The sequence below is a fragment of the Halosolutus halophilus genome (assembly GCF_022869805.1).
GTDB lineage: Archaea > Halobacteriota > Halobacteria > Halobacteriales > Natrialbaceae > Halosolutus > Halosolutus halophilus.
The window spans coordinates 839,498-854,244 of the sequence record NZ_CP094974.1 but is presented as its reverse complement, the minus strand read 5'-3'; the positions used below and the strand labels follow the sequence as shown (position 1 = coordinate 854,244).

Here is a 14,747-nt window from a genome sequence, read left to right as displayed (position 1 = left end):
ATCTACCTGAACACTGTCACAAATAGCGTGCTGGACAGAGAGGATGTGTTCAGCAGGCCGGTACAGACGGGCGAATTCGTTATCTAAGGGGTGGAACGACTTACCGGTGTACGGAACGGCCGGTCAGTCGCTAACGTCGGAGAAACAATTGAACTCGACGATGACGGAATCGACGATTTCGCCGGCTGTGTTCACCGCGACGATCCGGTATTGACCGTGGAATGGTCGGCGACCAAGAGATTGCTCATACAGGAGTTGGCCCTCGTTCACGCCTACCTTGTTCGCCATTAGCCCGGCGTCGTCCGTCGACACCGGGATCGTGTACGCCAGCGCGTCTGTCGCGTCGTACACGTCGAGTCTGTCGACATCATTTTCTCGGACATCGTCGACTGACAGCGGGATTGCGAGTCTCACGTCGCCGTCTTCGACTGTCCCGCTTGCGGCATTGTCGAGAACGTCCCCATCACCGTGATCGGAGGCGGCCGTCTGACAATCGACCGTATCGGAACCGCCCGAGCCTGACCCGCTACAGCCAGCCATCCCGGCGACGGCCACGCTGCCGACGGCGGCTAGCAATTTTCTTCTGGAGGGCATACGAAACGTCTCCGTCTTCGATAAGAAAGATATTCCGCTTTCAGTTCACTGGAACCACATGATTCGCGTAGCGTTTCTCGGGTGAGACGCGCCCTGTATTCAGCACGACTCGCTGGACATCATCTGAAACTGGGAGGAACCTCAGCGGTATGTCCGCATCTCCACATAGTGGCTGGTTTAGCCCCCATCGGCTGGAAAGTAATAGACGCGACGTGATGGATGTATGCTCCGTAGTCAGCGCGTTTCTGACGGTATTCACGCAGAATGGGCAGTCGCTGCTGCATAGAACGCGCGAATGTGGCACCTTGGCTCAATTTACGAAGTCAATGATCGTTCAGCACGGGTGAAATACATAAGAAACAGGATGTTACTGCTTTGACTTTCCGCAGTATTTTAATTGTATCGAATATAAGGATTATTATGGCAACTACTGAGGTTCATTGGAAACGGATCGTCCTTGCTGCTGGGTTTGGAACAGGAGGGGCGCTCGCATTCGGCCCACTAGGAGGCGCATCAACGCTTGTTTCAATAAGCCTCCTCGTAGGTATCGCAATCGGGTGGTCCTGTGAACGGTATGACGATGAACTGATTAAAGCTGGGTGGGGCGGCGTTCTCACTGGAATCGGTTTCTTTACCGTTTCACTCGTGTTCTTTCTTTTCGAAGGCTTACCGATTCGCCTTGGGTATGGCGATTTTGTGTTCATAACAGGTATCTATTCAGCGGTGATGGTCCTCGCTCTCGTCCCCGTTCTCGGCGTTTTTGCTGCTGCAGGTGGTATTCTCGCCGCCAAGACCCGTAACCGCTGGAAGGCATCTACATAGTTTTGCTTTCCAACCCAATCCGTTTCTTTGCGGTCTGCCTCAATATCGTTCAACTCGCAGGTCTACTGAACGGTTGGTTCATCGGCTTCAACGGGAAACCAATGAAGCCAACGTGCTGAACTCATGCTCTGTAGTCAGCACGCACTTTCTGACAGCATTGTGGTAGTTAGTCGAGTCGGTGCAAGATACAAAGCGCGAATGTGGCACGAGTTGGTGGCCGATCACGTGGGAGAGTAATCGCTTCGTGTAGAGTGTGTAGATAGCAGTACCGAAATTTTCATCTACGAGACGTAGTACATCGGTGATATGGTCGAATTGTCCCCGTCCACATCGCGGAGAAGCCTCCTTGCGTGCGGAGTGACGACGCTGACCGCGTTGGCTGGCTGTTCTGCCCTTTCTTTTGACGGCGGTACCGACGCAGCGTCCACCTCGGAACCTCCCCTTGAACGAATCGTCGTTCGAAGCGATACCGGGAATACAGAACCGGTACGGCTGACACTGGTTTATGGCTCCCACGAAGGGAATACCGAACGTCCAGTCTGGACGACGGTTGATGCGCCCGCTAGTGGCGAACCCAAGATGGTAGTTCAAGGCTTGGATACAGGAGATGGTGTCTACAGCCTGACCGCGGCCTCAAAGCGTCACGCCAATCACGAAGTAGTATCGTTCAACTCCCGAGCTCAGGATGGGAGAGGTACGTATCAATTCGAAGTTGTCGTCGAGCACACCGGTGATGTCTGGGCCAATCTGAACGAGGCCGGAGAACCCATCTCGATTCCGGGATACGACGAGTAACAGTACAACGCTCAGTTCGCATCTACACATAGCGGCTGGCTCATCACTATTGGCTGGAAATCAACAGACGCGGCGTGATGGCTGTCTACTCGGCAATCAGCACGCCGTTTCTGACAGTGTCCAGGTATAACGCTCGACCGCTGCTGCATAGAGGGCGCGAATATGGCGCGAAATTCGGCTCAATTCTGCTAAACTAGAACGGATAACTGTCCACACACAATTCAAACTCGTTCGATAAAAATATACGCTGATTCTGTTATCATGCAAGCGCGTGTAGCGTCCTATCCGTTGCAACAAACAGGGTACTGTCCCCGATGCTAGCCGTTGTCGTTACAGGGTTCGGTGCCGTCCACCGCCAATCGACCGTACCATCGTCAGTGTCGATTCCGAAGACTTCGGACTCTCTGTCCGATCCGACAGTCCGATCGGTCGTCCCGATATACAACTGACGGCCCGTGATGACTGGCGAGGAAATCGTGGGGAGTCCGAGATCGATTTGCCACTCGATGGTTCCATCTGTCTGCGAAATCGCAACCAGTTCTCTGCCACCACTGGTTCCGTAGACGACCCCCTCAGCGATGGCTGGACCAGACATGATTCCGTTCACTGCTCGAAAAGTATCGACAGGGTAGACCCACTCGGCCTCCCCAGTCATCCTATCGAGTGCGACAATTCCCTGCCCACCGACCGACGCAAAGACACGTCCGTCCTGGACTACCGGGGCGGAAATCGATGACTGTCCAGTGGGGTTCTCGTACCGCCACTGTTCCTCGCCATCCGGCGCTAGTCCGCGAATTTGCGACGCACTCGAACTTTCGCTGTAGACATCCACCGCGACCACAACTCCATCCGCATGGACAGCGGGCGGGACATCGTTGGTGGGACCGTCAAGATCGGCCGTTGTATGTGTCCACTCGATCGCCCCTGTCTCTGCGTCAATTGCATACAATCGCCGGCTTCTGGGGCCGCCCCAAGTGTATACTGTCCCGTCTCTGACCGTGACCGAGGTCATCAGCGAGCCATCCGTGTCGACGGACCACTCTGTAGTCCCGTCTTCGCTGTCGATTGCGTAAATAACCCCGTCGTCGCCGAAGTAGAGACGTCCGTCGCTGGCAGCCGGGGTAGAACTGCTCACGCCGGACTGGAATTGCCACGCTTCGGTTCCATCAGCGGCTGAAAAAGCGCTTAGCACGGCCCGATCGGTACTCATGCCTGTGTAGACTCGATTGTTGGCAAGTATCGGACACGAGACATCGACGTTCGCTCCGTAAGCAGTAATCTGACTCCACTGTTCCGAAACCGCTGACTGTGGCCCGGTCACCTCGGGTGTATAACCGGTGTTTTGTGCATCGAAATGTACCATGGGCCACGGGTCGCTCTCGAAGGGAGGTGTTCCGTGGTCAACGTCCGTTCTGGACGACATGCACCCGGCCATCGCCACAATACCTCCAAAACAAGCGCACAGGAAGCCGCGTCTACTATCTCGCGATGGCATCTGTGTCAGTCACTTCTCTGTGCGGTGAAAAATGTTGGGCGGTATGGGTACATTCTGGTCAGCATGACTGATTCGGCTCTTACGAACTGCGTGACACAGAACCCTGAGAATTGAACTCGGTTTGGTGAGTTCGTTTTCTGTCTCTCGCGTTCCGTTACTGACAGCAGGTCAGTAGTTCGGTCAGATCTGCTGAATAGAAGACGCGTATACACCACGAGACCCCCCGATCTGCGAAAGTGATGATCGCCAAGTACAGGCGTCTCTCCTGACACCATATTCAGAAAATCTATTACTACACGTGAGCCACGGGTCGTATGCGACGCCGCGCCCTCCTCGGGACGCTCGCGGGAGCTATGACGGCTTCGACCGCCGGGTGCCTAGACCTCGTCTCCGAGTTACGTACTCACCCGATGCAACTCGCTCGACTCTCGGTAAGCAACTGGGATTCTGCTCCCCACCGGTTCGACCTTCGCGTCGACCGGGATGGAGAGACGGTCCACCGGTCCTCCCACGAGATCCCCGGGAAAGAAGACGCCCGCGTGCACGGCGAGGTCGCGGACTGCGACTGGGGAACGACGCCCGGTGACTACGAACTGTTCGCTCGCGTCGACGGCGGCGACTGGGAGGGCAAATCGCTCGACGAGGTCGACGCCGGGGGGCGCGATACCGTCGAGTGTGCGACGGCACAGGTCCGCTACGAGGAGTCCGTCTGGATTCGCCTTCTGGACAACTGTGATAGCCTCGCGTACGAGTTCTGGGTTATAGAGGAGGACACTAGAAGAGTATGTCCGATCGACTACTCGAGAAAAACGTAGCGGTTAGTTCGCAGATTTACTGACTGGCTGGTTTATTGGCTCGGCGAGACACAAACGGAACCGTCGTGCTGAACTCGTTCTCTCTATTCAGCAGGCCATTTGTGACAGCATCTCGGTAGTCCGGTCGACTTCTGTGGAATACAAGGCGCGAATGTGGCACGGGTTGAAGGTCGATCTATGAAGGTGAGTGATCTGTCAGTATCGTGTATCCGGAACTCATCGCAGTTTCTGCACACGTTTCAGTCCGAAGAGAGAACCGGAGAACGCAGGTGGTTACCGAAGTCATTACCGATGGGTGGTGTGACCATTCGGATATGGCGATCACCAGAGCCGTTTTCAAATATTATCTCTACAAAGCGACGGAAGCGGTCGAGTTCTATCGGCCGATCATGTACCTCTATTTTCTCTCGCAGGGATTATCTTTCACGCAAATCGTCATCATCGAGGCGCTTTACAACCTTACGACAGTCCTCGGCGAGATGCCGACCGGGTACGTCGGTGACCGGATTGGGCGCCGAAACAGCCTTCTCATCGGGTCGGCACTCATTACGGCGACGTTAGTTGGCATCGCGTTCGCGTCTTCGTTTCTCGCGTTCGCCCTCCTCTTTATCTGTTGGTCGCTTGGCTATAACTTCCGCTCGGGAACGGAGGATGCGTGGGTCTATGAAACGCTCACGGACGTGTCTGCAAGTGACGAGTTCACCCGCGTTCGTGGACGTGGGCAATCGATTGCCTTGACGGCCGGTGTCGGTGCGTCACTCGTCGGTGGCTACCTCGGTGATCTCGACCTCGCATACCCGTTTCTCGCAGCTGCGCTGTTCACTGGGTTAGGCCTGCTCGTGATCGTGACGCTGGACGAACCGGCGACTTACGAGGAAAGCGACTCGAGCGAGATGGGCATCCGAGAGGCGTGGGGTGTCGTCAAACAGGCTGTCGGTCAGCGTCGCATTCGATCGTTCATCGTCTACTACTTCGTGCTGTTCTCGGCCGTTACCTATCTCGTGTTTATTTTCCTCCAGCCGATATTCGAGTCCGTCGTGACCGACCTGAATATGCGTCTAACTTTCTTACTCCCGGTTCCCGGTCAAGGAGACCCCTACACACTCGCTCTCTCGACCGAGAACGTCGAAACGCTTCTGGGGGTGTATTATGCAGCGATCAATCTCGTCTCGGCGGCAATCAGCTACCGTATCAGTCTTATCGAGGAGCGGGTCGGATTGCGTCGGTGGTTTATTGCAGTCCCGCTCCTCGTCGGTGGGCTTCTGACAGGAATGGTGTTCGTACCTCCGATAGCGCTCGTCGCGTTGTTCGTCGGATGGGCGTGTGTTGAGCCGACGCGAGTGCTTGCGGGACAGTACGTGAACGACCGCATCGAGACGCTCGGTCGTGCAACTGTCTTGAGCGCGATGGCGATGGTGAGTGCGGTAACCGTCATCCCGTTTCAGCTCGGAAGCGGCGTGATCTCGGATATCGTCTCACCGTTAATCGCACTTTCGGCAGCAGGTGTAATATTGGTCGTCGGTTCGGTTGTGATCTTACTCTGGGAGTCACCGATCGAACAGTCATCGATCAGTTCGAATCCGGAAACTGGAACGTAGGTGGCGCACCGTTCGCGGTTACTCCGCAGGTCTACTGAACAGTTGGTTCACGTATTTAGACGTGAACCAAACGAGATCGTCGTGCTGAACTCATGCTCTGTATTCAGCACGCCGCTCGTGACAGCGACTCGGGATTTCGGTCAGGATCTGCTGAATACAGGGCGCGGGCCGTGTTTAGACGCTAGTAATATTGCCTCTATGTCGGGAATTCTAGGAAATGAAGCGAGCACAGGTGGATGTGCACTCCAAACTGGCCCGCTTCACCGAACGATGCGTCGAATTGTCTCAAAAAGCTGTCGGAAGCGGTTCGAAAGAACCTCTCAGCAAAGGAAAGGGTGGCTACGCTGATTGGGTGATCGTAGCGATCCATGGTCTTCGGGAATACCTCGATCACTCCTACCGACGGTTGCTAGACGTTCTTCGAGAAATGCCAGCTATTGTCGCCAAACTCGGCCTTTCACCGGATGAGTTGCCGGACTTCACCACCGTTTGTGTTCGAAAACAGGATCTCAAGATGCCCGTCTGGCGGATGCTGTTGCAGCTGTCGGCGGAACTATTCGATACCGGAGAGGTACAAGCAATCGACTCAACCTGCATCGCTCATCGCTCGTCCAGCCATAACTACGCAAAACGCGTCAAAGGGACGTTTGAGTCGGTCAAAACCACTATTCTCGTAGACTGTTCCACGCGAGCTATTCTCGATATACACTGCTCGATGAACCTACCACATGACACGCAGATTGCGTGGCAAGTCCTGAAAAGAAACCTCAGCAACGTGGAAACCGTCGTCGCTGACAAAGGGTTTGATTGGGATGAACTCCGCCAGATGCTGCGAAACGAGGGGATTAGACCGGTGATCAAGCATCGTGAGTTCTACTCGCTCGATGCCACACACAATGCTCGGATTAATGATGAAACCTACCATCAACGGTCTATCGCAGAATCGATGTTTTTCGCGTTGCGCAAGCGATTCGGTTCAACACTTAAGGCAAGAACGTGGTTTGGACAGTTCCGAGAACTCGTCCTTAAGGCCGCCGTCAGAAACATCGAACAATCGCTCAGGGCCTAACTCTGATGATTTCGACCGTCTAAACAAGACCCAGGGCGCGAATGTGGCTCGATTTGCGAAGGCGCTGATCGCTAAATACAGGTGATCTACTTATCAATTGGATAGTCATGCTTCTCAGACCATTCAAATTCATTGATGTCAGTATTCCATTCCGAGATACCCCCGCTCTGAACGTCGTGAATGTGGAATTGGTTATCCCTTACTTCGACATCAGCTTGGTCACCGAATTGAACAGCATTAAAATCTTCTCGGGGGGTTCCTGTATTCAGACACCCAAACTCATCGTCCGAATCGAAGTCGCTCCCGCAAAACCCAACGACGTATTTTATCGCCTCGAAATCGAACTGGAGGTCATCATGAAAGTCCTCCGAAGCAGTAACTTCGGAAGGAGAAGAAATGACACCATTATATTCTGATGCCACTCTACCCCTTAGCTCGTCTTCTCCATCGGACATCAACTGAAGAATCTGGTCTTGATACGCGCGTCCGCTGTGAGTCCATTCAACACTAATGGCTTTCAATTGGAGCCACTCGGCAGAGAGGGTATTCGTTCCCGAAAGGCAGCCTGCAACCCCGACCCCTATAAGACCAGCACCCGATGAGGCGAGGAATTTTCGTCTGAAATGCATTAGTTAAAATCTGGTAAGAAATCTCATATGATTTTCGCCATACCGAAATAGAAATCGGTACGTTCGCAGGTCTACTGAACAGTTGGTTCACGTATTTAGACGTGAACCAAACGAGATCGTCGGCTGAACTCGTTCTCTATATTCAACACGCCGGTCCTGACAGCAGTTCGGTGATTTGTTCGAATGCTGTTGAATATACAGCGCCTATTCCGAATCGCCGAGAGTTCTGATTTCGTGGATCTATTAGTGCCGGTCAGCGGTGGTTTTCGATGTAACGACCGATTCGGTCGAGGCCCTCCTCGAGTTCCTCGGTGTGAAGACCGAACCCAATTCGGAACCGGTCGGGATACCCGAAGACGTCACCGGGAGCGAGGACGACACTCTCGGCCTCGAACAGCGACCGGCAGAACTCCTTCCCGCTCTCGAACCCGTCCGGGATCGTCGGGAAGCCGTTTACGCCCGTCGGCTCGAACCAGTCGAGATCGTAGCGTTCGACGAACTCGGCGACGCGTTCCCGGTTCGCTTTCGCGTGGGCACGGTTCGCCTCAAGAATCTCGGCCTCTCGCTCACCGAGCGCCTGCTGAGCGACGTGGTGGCCAACGATCGGGGGTGAGATTGTCGTGTAATCTTTCCACTTCCGCACTGCGTCCGCGATCTCCGTGACTGCGACGACCCACCCGAGACGCGCCCCTGCAAGACCGTACGACTTCGAGACACCGGCGGTCGAGATCGCGCGCGGGCCGAGCGCGGCGGCGGGCGCGTGAGGCTCGTCGGCCAGCATTCGATACACTTCGTCAACGAGGAGGTGCGCGTTGTTCTCCTCGACGAGGTCGTACAGTGCCTGCATCGTCTCCGGCCCGAGGTACTTCCCCGTCGGGTTACTCGGATTCGTGAGGACAACCAGTCGCGTCTCGGGCCGTATCTCTTCGGCGACGGCATCAACCGAGAGGTTCCACTCCGGTGGCTCGGTTCGAACTTCGCTCACGTCACCGACGGCGTTGGGAACACTCGAAAGCGACTGATAGGTCGGTGAGACGACTACGCTGTGGTCTCCCTCGCTAAGGAGGGCCATGAATGTGAGGAAGTCGGCTTCCTGTGTTCCGCAGGTGAGAACGACTTCCTCAGTGTCGCGGTCGTAACGCTCGGCGATAGCGGCTCTAAATTCCGGAGCACCGTCAGTGGGAATGACGTACCCGAGTTCACCCACATCGAGATCGAAACGGCTTGCTGGAAGACTCCGAACCCCGCTTTCAGCGAGCATCAAATCAGCGTCTGGCTCGTATTCATCGAGCCACCGTTCAAGTTCGAAGGGAGGAAGTTCCATACAAAGTGCAACTGTGGGCCGGGGCTTGAATCTCTGTATTCTGCTGCGCTCCCCGATAGTTCTCGATGGCTTCGACTGTTTCGATGGCTGAATGTCCTCTGTATCGGTCACGCTGGTCATGATAGAACATGGGGAGGTCGATAGCGCTCGTACAAGATACACAGCATGAATCGGTCACAACCTCTTGGGAACCAGTAACGGCGGAAACGGTTTTCAAGAGATGATTCCAATCCAATAGTATGCAATCGATGACCGAAATCTTGGAGGAGATGGAGAATGTTAAGAAGGGAAGCGAAGTGATCTGGAATGGACGAAAACACGCTCAAACCGTTACTAATATCTCTGAAAACTCGTTCGAAGTTGAGGGTACTAGGGGAGGTCACTATCGGTTCTTCCTCACGGGTACTGATGCCCCTTCTCTCACGAATCTAAACAGCGGACGTGACTACGACGTAGATGAATTCATGATCGTTCGCCGAACCTATCCTCTGGATTTAGCAGAGCGTTTCTGACAATAGCTCGGGAGTTCGTTGCGACTCTGCGAGATACAAGGCGCGAATCTAGCAAGAACTGGCCGCCGATCAGATGGGAGGTGATCGCTCAGTGCAGGATAAGTAGGTAGCAATCGCTGGCTCTTCGCGTCGTTCCTGTCTTTGCTATCTATCAAACAAGCCGCGCACAAACGTCGCTAGTAATGCGTTGAACCGGGGTCAATGAACGCTCTTTGCGCAGCGTGAGGAGGTGGTAAATGATCCGTCCGAGGCAGTTGTGAACGTGAGAGCCATATCACGAGTGCACTCTACGACGTGAATGTCCACTAGCTCATTCTCGTACGTTTCGACGACGTAGATGGTCGTCTGACTCTCGTTCCAGTCGTCCACGAACTGTGTACTGTTGTCATCCGCTATCGTCGGCACTCGTACCGAACGCTCCGCGCCGCTGAGGGTGACATTGGTGTAGTTCGCCCCGTCTTGTAGCTCGTCAAAGCCTACGATCCGTCGTTCTCCGTCCTCGGTGGTGACGTCGAACTTGAGTCCGTCTTGGCTCCCCTGCGCACTCTGGAAGGCAGTCACCTGATAGGCGGACTCGTGCTCGTTCTCGATTAGTATCTGTGTCTCGTCGTCAGAGAATGGTGTTGAGCACCCGGCAACGAGCACCAGACCTGTTATAATACAAGTGACGGCGACACGGTGGGAGGGAAGTCGCATTTAGCCAAATGATGTCCACCTCTCGGTATATGTATTAGGAGTTGCATCTGAGAGGCTTTGTTGAAATCCTATCCTTTACACAGTAATTCTCGCAAAACCACTGCTCACTACAGGCTGCGAATGTAGCACGAGATTCGACTCAATTTGCGACGGTGGTGATCGGTCAGTACAGGTGAACGATGTAATGCTGTGAATCGCAATCTATCCATTGTTTATCAAGAACGGCGTGCTAACCAGAGAGCACGAATTCAGCATGATCGTGTCGTCTGGTGTGTAGGACTACTCACTCGGAAGAGGGACGAATGCGCTGCTGTTCACTCGCTTTTCCGCTACTCTTCGGCTGCCATCGCGCCAAATACGCCGGCGGCGTCCTCCGGAACGTCGAAGTCGTGATAGTGCTCCCCCTTCTCCTTCGAAAGGATGTTCAACGCGGCAGCTGCACCGTCACCGGCGGAAATAATTGCTTGCCACTCTTCGGCTCGAACCATCGCTCCTGTCGCGTACGCGTCGGTAACGGTCGTCTCCATTGTGACATCAACGTCTACGACATCTCCATCGAACGAGCAGCCGAGCGATTCTGCCAAGTCACGGTTTGCGCCGGTCGCAAGCACGACGTAGGTGGCCTCGTATTCGTCCGCTGGTGTTTCGACAACAAACCCGTTGTCCGAGGGAGTGACGGCTTCGACCGTCTCACCCTGCTTTCGTTCGACACCGAAACTGTCTACCTGCGTTCTCGCGGTCTCCATGAACGCCGACCCATCTATCGAGCCGATACCGAGATAGTTGAACAGGTGGGCCTTGTGCATCCACGTCGAGTCCGTGTCGAAGAGAATCGTTTCGAGCCCGTTCTTCTGCGTGTAGAGACTAGCGCTCAATCCGGCCGGCCCGCCACCGACGACGATGACATCTGTGTCACTCATGCACTGATCGGTTTGTGTCTCAGCAATAAGTATTTCCGAGTAACGTATACGTCACCCCCTGAGACTCATGTCATAACTGTCGGTCTGATCTTATTTCTATACCGTTTGAAAAAGCCGATTATATTTGCTCCCTTCGCGCGTTCTATTCAAAGTAAGTGATCGGACACCCAGAACCCGTTGACTAGAGATTTTTGATCCTACGTTTTAGAGTATAATCCATGGATCGTCTCTCAACACTCTTGGTGTACGTGCTCATTGGCTTCCCTGTCTTCTTCGTTGCCATTTTTCTCCTCTCATTCGGTCCATTAGGGTTGTTCTTGTTTGTATTCTTCATCCTTCTCGTAATGGCGGTTCTATCGTGGGACGATACCGACGAACCACCGGCTCGGACTAATTGTTCTGAATGCGGCGCACCGAACAGGCCTGACCGAAACCGATGTAGGCTCTGTAATTCACCACTTGAAACAGCCGACGGCAACTGATATTCCCTCACTTTATAATCACTGCCAGACGGTCAATAAGCAGGTCTACTGAACGGCTGGTTCATTGGATTCGGGATGAAACAAACAGACCCGTCGTGCTGAACACATCTTCTCGGCCTTGTTTCGACGCGAGTGAGAGCGGTGTTGTGGCTCGATGCTGATCCGCTATCCGATACCTCGTCGAGAGGTTTGACCCTCGATCGAGGCGATGGTCCCTCAAACTTCGGTAAAACGGCTGTAGAAGCGAAATTGTAGAGACTAGTTCCTCGATGGCGATTCCATTTCCAGCCCCTTCGTATCGACTCTCGGTCTGTGGCTGTCGTTACCCTCGAATTTTCGCGTCTAAACACGGCTCACCCTCTGTATTCAGCACGCCGCTCTTAACAGTGTTCTGGTAGTTCGATTAGTTCTTGCTGAATACAGGGCGCGACTGTAGCATCTGGTGATGCTCGAGAACGTCTATGTACTCGGTTGGCCGGCGGAATCCATCATAACTTACGGAGCAGAGTTCATCACCAAGTCAATACTATCATCTTGTCATGACATAATTTCCAATTATCGTTATCGTATTATATGGGGCGCTGACGTGCGAGAGTGTGAGTCGGTCCCATCCACTGTGTGGGGCACTCAGAGAGACATGCGCCATGAGCGATAAGACACACCACACGACGAGGGAATCGGATGCCGAACCGCTGCGAGCAACCCGCCGCACCGCGCTTCGCGGAGCGGGTCTCGCCGGCTTACTCGCGATGGGCGGCGGCAGCGCCACTGCCAGCCACCACTCCCCGGAGGCGAATACCCACCAGGCTGAAAACGAGACGGAAGATGACGAGCCAGTCCCGGTAACGTGGGAGAACTACCCGCGCGCAGAGTCCGACACGTACCTCGCGCGATACGCCGAACTGGGCGGGTTCGGAGAGTTCTATCACCTCCGAGAGCTGGTCCCCATCGACGAGCAGAACGTCATCCAGATGAATCGTGATACCCTCTACTCGGCTGGCGTCTTCGACCTGACCGAACCGGTCACCGTCACCCAACCGGACACCGGTGACCGCTACCAGTTGCTGATCGTCATCAATCAAGATAACTACTTGAGGGGATCGTCCACAACCGCCGGCGAATACACGCTGACACAGGACGAAGTCGGGACGCGGTACTGTCTGGTCCTGGTCCGCACGTTATTCGATCCGAACGATCCGGACGACGTCGAGACCGTTCACGCCATCCAGGACGAGATCACGGCGAGTCAACGATCGCCCGGCACGTTCGAGATACCCAACTGGGATCAGGACTCGCTCGAGCGAATCCGGGAGGCGCTCATCACGGTCGGAGAGACGATGGACGACTCCCGGGGCGTGTGGGGCGACGCCGACGAGGTCGATCCCGTCAAGCATTTCCTCGGCACTGCGATCGCCTGGGGTGGAAGTCCGGAGACGGACGAGTTCGTTCTCTGGCGAACGCCCGAACAGAACGACGGCGAAACGCCATATACGCTCACCGTCGACGACGTCCCCGTCGACGGGTACTGGTCGGTCACCGTCTACAACAGCGACTGGTACCTCGAGGAAAACGAGTACGACGCGTACTCGATCAACAACGTAACCGCAGAGCGAGACGACGACGGCAGCGTCACGATTCACTTCGGCGATGATCCCGACCAGCCGAACTTCCTCTACGCGCCAGAGGGGTGGAACTATACGGTCCGACTGTACGGTCCGCGCGAGGAGATTCTCGACGGGGGCTATCAGTTCCCCGAAGCCGAGCCGGTCGAGTGAAAGGGCACGACCATCGATGTTCTGGCGACTGAATCGACGTGACTCGACCGCCGCTCGTCTTCCGCTTCGTGCCGACGGTCGTGCTGAACTCATGCTCTCTATTCTGCTCTGTAGGATCACTAGACTGCGACGACTTCAGGGCAATTGGAGCTGGTTAGTTGCGGTGAGAGTTGGACGAATATTTTCCTAATACTGATGGCTGGATGAACAGATCCTTGCAAAACCAAGAGACTACGGTGGATTCCAGATACTAGTCCAGTGGTTGACTGCTCTCCGACGAAAGTAGGCTAATCACAGCGTCGTCTAGCGATCCTACAGAGCACTCTATTCAGCACGCCGTTTGTGACAGGATCTCGGTAATTCGGTCGACATCTGCTGAATACAAAGCGCGTGTGCACCTGAGAGTTCTGCTCAGGGCAACCTCTTTACCGTAAAGTAGGCTGTTGCAACGGCGGAGACGACCCCGAGTACGACTCCGAGTTGCATACCCATCTTTGACTGAAGACCGAAATTCAAGGGGACGAAAACGGTTGAAAACGCCAGCGTCGAAGCAACGATGACGACTCTAAATTTCAGATCGGCGATGGCAATCTGTTCAAACGACTCCATATTACGTGAAATAATCTACTGACAGTAATCTCTTGCGCTGACAGAGACACGCTCTGTAGTCAGCACGCCGTTTCTGACAGTGTTCACGCAGAAAGAGTAACCGCTGCTGCATAGAACGCGCGAACGTGCCACGAGTTGAAACTCGAGCTGCGGAGGGCGGTGATCGGTCTGTACAGATGAAGGCGTTACCAGCGAGATTATTGATCCATCATACAAATACCAAAAATCGCGTGCTGGATACAGGGGATGGATTTATTGCGATCTCTCGCTTCGCGTCGGAACGACGGTATCCTCTATTTGCAACGGTGCAAATCACGTATCTCGGTGCCCAAGCCATCCAGGTATACACGTCGACACTACTGCAATCGCACTGAGTCAGGAACCGCAGCAGCGTCGAGGGGTTAGGCGCGGTTCGGGTCAGAGACGACTTCAATGACTCCAAGTTCTGCCATCATCGGGAGGTGAACGTGAAGGAGTGTTACTGACACGCGTTCGACGGTCTCTTCGTTGGCGACGTCCGCTTCTTTTTCTTGTGCGGCCACTGTCGCCACCAGCTCCCCGATCTCGACCGGAGTGTTCGAGTTCATCAAGACGTCGAGCATCGTCCTTCGG

At 54.6% G+C, this 14,747-nt stretch carries 14 protein-coding genes; 6 read left to right on the top strand and 8 right to left on the bottom strand.

Annotated features, from left to right (window positions below; all coding sequences use genetic code 11):
- Nucleotides 1-123 precede the first annotated feature (123 nt).
- Nucleotides 124-576 carry a hypothetical protein gene (locus MUG98_RS04130; RefSeq protein WP_265110893.1) on the bottom strand — a complete coding sequence of 151 codons (453 nt, stop codon included), beginning with the start codon at nt 574-576 and terminating at the stop codon, nt 124-126.
- A 438-nt stretch (nt 577-1,014) separates the two neighbouring features.
- On the opposite strand from MUG98_RS04130, the gene MUG98_RS04125 reads away from it, so the two are divergent.
- On the top strand, nt 1,015-1,416 hold the full coding sequence (locus tag MUG98_RS04125; RefSeq protein WP_265110892.1) for a hypothetical protein: 402 nt from the start codon (nt 1,015-1,017) through the stop codon (nt 1,414-1,416).
- 1,054 nt (nt 1,417-2,470) lie between these two features.
- Here MUG98_RS04125 and MUG98_RS04120 read toward each other — a convergent pair.
- Complete coding sequence (locus MUG98_RS04120) at nt 2,471-3,646, bottom strand: PQQ-like beta-propeller repeat protein (protein ID WP_265110891.1); 1,176 nt, start codon at nt 3,644-3,646, stop codon at nt 2,471-2,473.
- A 374-nt stretch (nt 3,647-4,020) separates the two neighbouring features.
- On the opposite strand from MUG98_RS04120, the gene MUG98_RS04115 reads away from it, so the two are divergent.
- The 3 genes from MUG98_RS04115 to MUG98_RS04105 all read left to right on the top strand — a co-directional run bounded on the left by MUG98_RS04115 (nt 4,021) and on the right by MUG98_RS04105 (nt 7,188).
- Nucleotides 4,021-4,521, top strand: a complete 501-nt coding sequence (locus MUG98_RS04115; RefSeq protein ID WP_265110890.1) for a hypothetical protein — start codon at nt 4,021-4,023, stop codon at nt 4,519-4,521.
- Between the two features lie 314 nt (nt 4,522-4,835).
- Entirely contained in the window at nt 4,836-6,119 is a 1,284-nt protein-coding gene (locus MUG98_RS04110) for an MFS transporter (RefSeq protein WP_265110889.1), read from the top strand.
- A 238-nt stretch (nt 6,120-6,357) separates the two neighbouring features.
- Nucleotides 6,358-7,188: an IS5 family transposase gene (locus tag MUG98_RS04105; RefSeq protein WP_265112545.1), complete on the top strand. Its 831-nt coding sequence runs from the start codon at nt 6,358-6,360 to the stop codon at nt 7,186-7,188.
- Between the two features lie 86 nt (nt 7,189-7,274).
- On the opposite strand, the gene MUG98_RS04100 is transcribed toward MUG98_RS04105, so the two are convergent.
- Both MUG98_RS04100 and MUG98_RS04095 read right to left on the bottom strand, forming a co-directional pair.
- Nucleotides 7,275-7,817 carry a hypothetical protein gene (locus tag MUG98_RS04100; protein ID WP_265110888.1) on the bottom strand — a complete coding sequence of 181 codons (543 nt, stop codon included), beginning with the start codon at nt 7,815-7,817 and terminating at the stop codon, nt 7,275-7,277.
- A 253-nt stretch (nt 7,818-8,070) separates the two neighbouring features.
- A complete protein-coding gene (locus MUG98_RS04095) occupies nt 8,071-9,141 on the bottom strand; it encodes an aminotransferase class I/II-fold pyridoxal phosphate-dependent enzyme (RefSeq protein WP_265110887.1) in 1,071 nt (356 codons plus the stop codon).
- Between the two features lie 239 nt (nt 9,142-9,380).
- Between MUG98_RS04095 and MUG98_RS04090 the strand changes: the two genes are divergently transcribed.
- A complete protein-coding gene (locus tag MUG98_RS04090; protein ID WP_265110886.1) occupies nt 9,381-9,653 on the top strand; it encodes a hypothetical protein in 273 nt (90 codons plus the stop codon).
- Nucleotides 9,654-9,851: 198 nt separating this feature from the next.
- Here the strand turns inward: MUG98_RS04090 and MUG98_RS04085 are convergent, their stop codons facing one another.
- Nucleotides 9,852-10,349 carry a hypothetical protein gene (locus MUG98_RS04085; RefSeq protein ID WP_265110885.1) on the bottom strand — a complete coding sequence of 166 codons (498 nt, stop codon included), beginning with the start codon at nt 10,347-10,349 and terminating at the stop codon, nt 9,852-9,854.
- A 329-nt stretch (nt 10,350-10,678) separates the two neighbouring features.
- Nucleotides 10,679-11,269 carry an NAD(P)/FAD-dependent oxidoreductase gene (locus tag MUG98_RS04080; protein WP_265110884.1) on the bottom strand — a complete coding sequence of 197 codons (591 nt, stop codon included), beginning with the start codon at nt 11,267-11,269 and terminating at the stop codon, nt 10,679-10,681.
- A gap of 1,126 nt (nt 11,270-12,395) precedes the next feature.
- Between MUG98_RS04080 and MUG98_RS04075 the strand changes: the two genes are divergently transcribed.
- Nucleotides 12,396-13,526, top strand: a complete 1,131-nt coding sequence (locus MUG98_RS04075; protein ID WP_265110883.1) for a DUF1214 domain-containing protein — start codon at nt 12,396-12,398, stop codon at nt 13,524-13,526.
- 411 nt (nt 13,527-13,937) lie between these two features.
- On the opposite strand, the gene MUG98_RS04070 is transcribed toward MUG98_RS04075, so the two are convergent.
- Both MUG98_RS04070 and MUG98_RS04065 read right to left on the bottom strand, forming a co-directional pair.
- Complete coding sequence (locus MUG98_RS04070; protein WP_265110882.1) at nt 13,938-14,135, bottom strand: hypothetical protein; 198 nt, start codon at nt 14,133-14,135, stop codon at nt 13,938-13,940.
- A 401-nt stretch (nt 14,136-14,536) separates the two neighbouring features.
- The gene (locus MUG98_RS04065) at nt 14,537-14,737 is read right to left on the bottom strand and encodes a DUF7344 domain-containing protein (protein WP_265110881.1); all 201 of its coding nucleotides are present in this window, start codon (nt 14,735-14,737) and stop codon (nt 14,537-14,539) included.
- Nucleotides 14,738-14,747: the final 10 nt, after the last annotated feature.

Excerpts from the sequence above, each read along its gene's own strand:
- MUG98_RS04125 (WP_265110892.1), top strand. The coding sequence starts at position 1,015 with ATGGCAACTACTGAGGTTCATTGGAAACGGATCGTCCTTGCTGCTGGG.
- MUG98_RS04120 (WP_265110891.1), bottom strand. The coding sequence starts at position 3,646 with ATGGCCGGGTGCATGTCGTCCAGAACGGACGTTGACCACGGAACACCT.
- MUG98_RS04115 (WP_265110890.1), top strand. The coding sequence starts at position 4,021 with ATGCGACGCCGCGCCCTCCTCGGGACGCTCGCGGGAGCTATGACGGCT.
- MUG98_RS04110 (WP_265110889.1), top strand. The coding sequence starts at position 4,836 with ATGGCGATCACCAGAGCCGTTTTCAAATATTATCTCTACAAAGCGACG.
- MUG98_RS04100 (WP_265110888.1), bottom strand. The coding sequence starts at position 7,817 with ATGCATTTCAGACGAAAATTCCTCGCCTCATCGGGTGCTGGTCTTATA.
- MUG98_RS04095 (WP_265110887.1), bottom strand. The coding sequence starts at position 9,141 with ATGGAACTTCCTCCCTTCGAACTTGAACGGTGGCTCGATGAATACGAG.
- MUG98_RS04090 (WP_265110886.1), top strand. The coding sequence starts at position 9,381 with ATGCAATCGATGACCGAAATCTTGGAGGAGATGGAGAATGTTAAGAAG.
- MUG98_RS04085 (WP_265110885.1), bottom strand. The coding sequence starts at position 10,349 with ATGCGACTTCCCTCCCACCGTGTCGCCGTCACTTGTATTATAACAGGT.
- MUG98_RS04080 (WP_265110884.1), bottom strand. The coding sequence starts at position 11,269 with ATGAGTGACACAGATGTCATCGTCGTCGGTGGCGGGCCGGCCGGATTG.
- MUG98_RS04075 (WP_265110883.1), top strand. The coding sequence starts at position 12,396 with ATGAGCGATAAGACACACCACACGACGAGGGAATCGGATGCCGAACCG.
- MUG98_RS04070 (WP_265110882.1), bottom strand. The coding sequence starts at position 14,135 with ATGGAGTCGTTTGAACAGATTGCCATCGCCGATCTGAAATTTAGAGTC.
- MUG98_RS04065 (WP_265110881.1), bottom strand. The coding sequence starts at position 14,737 with ATGCTCGACGTCTTGATGAACTCGAACACTCCGGTCGAGATCGGGGAG.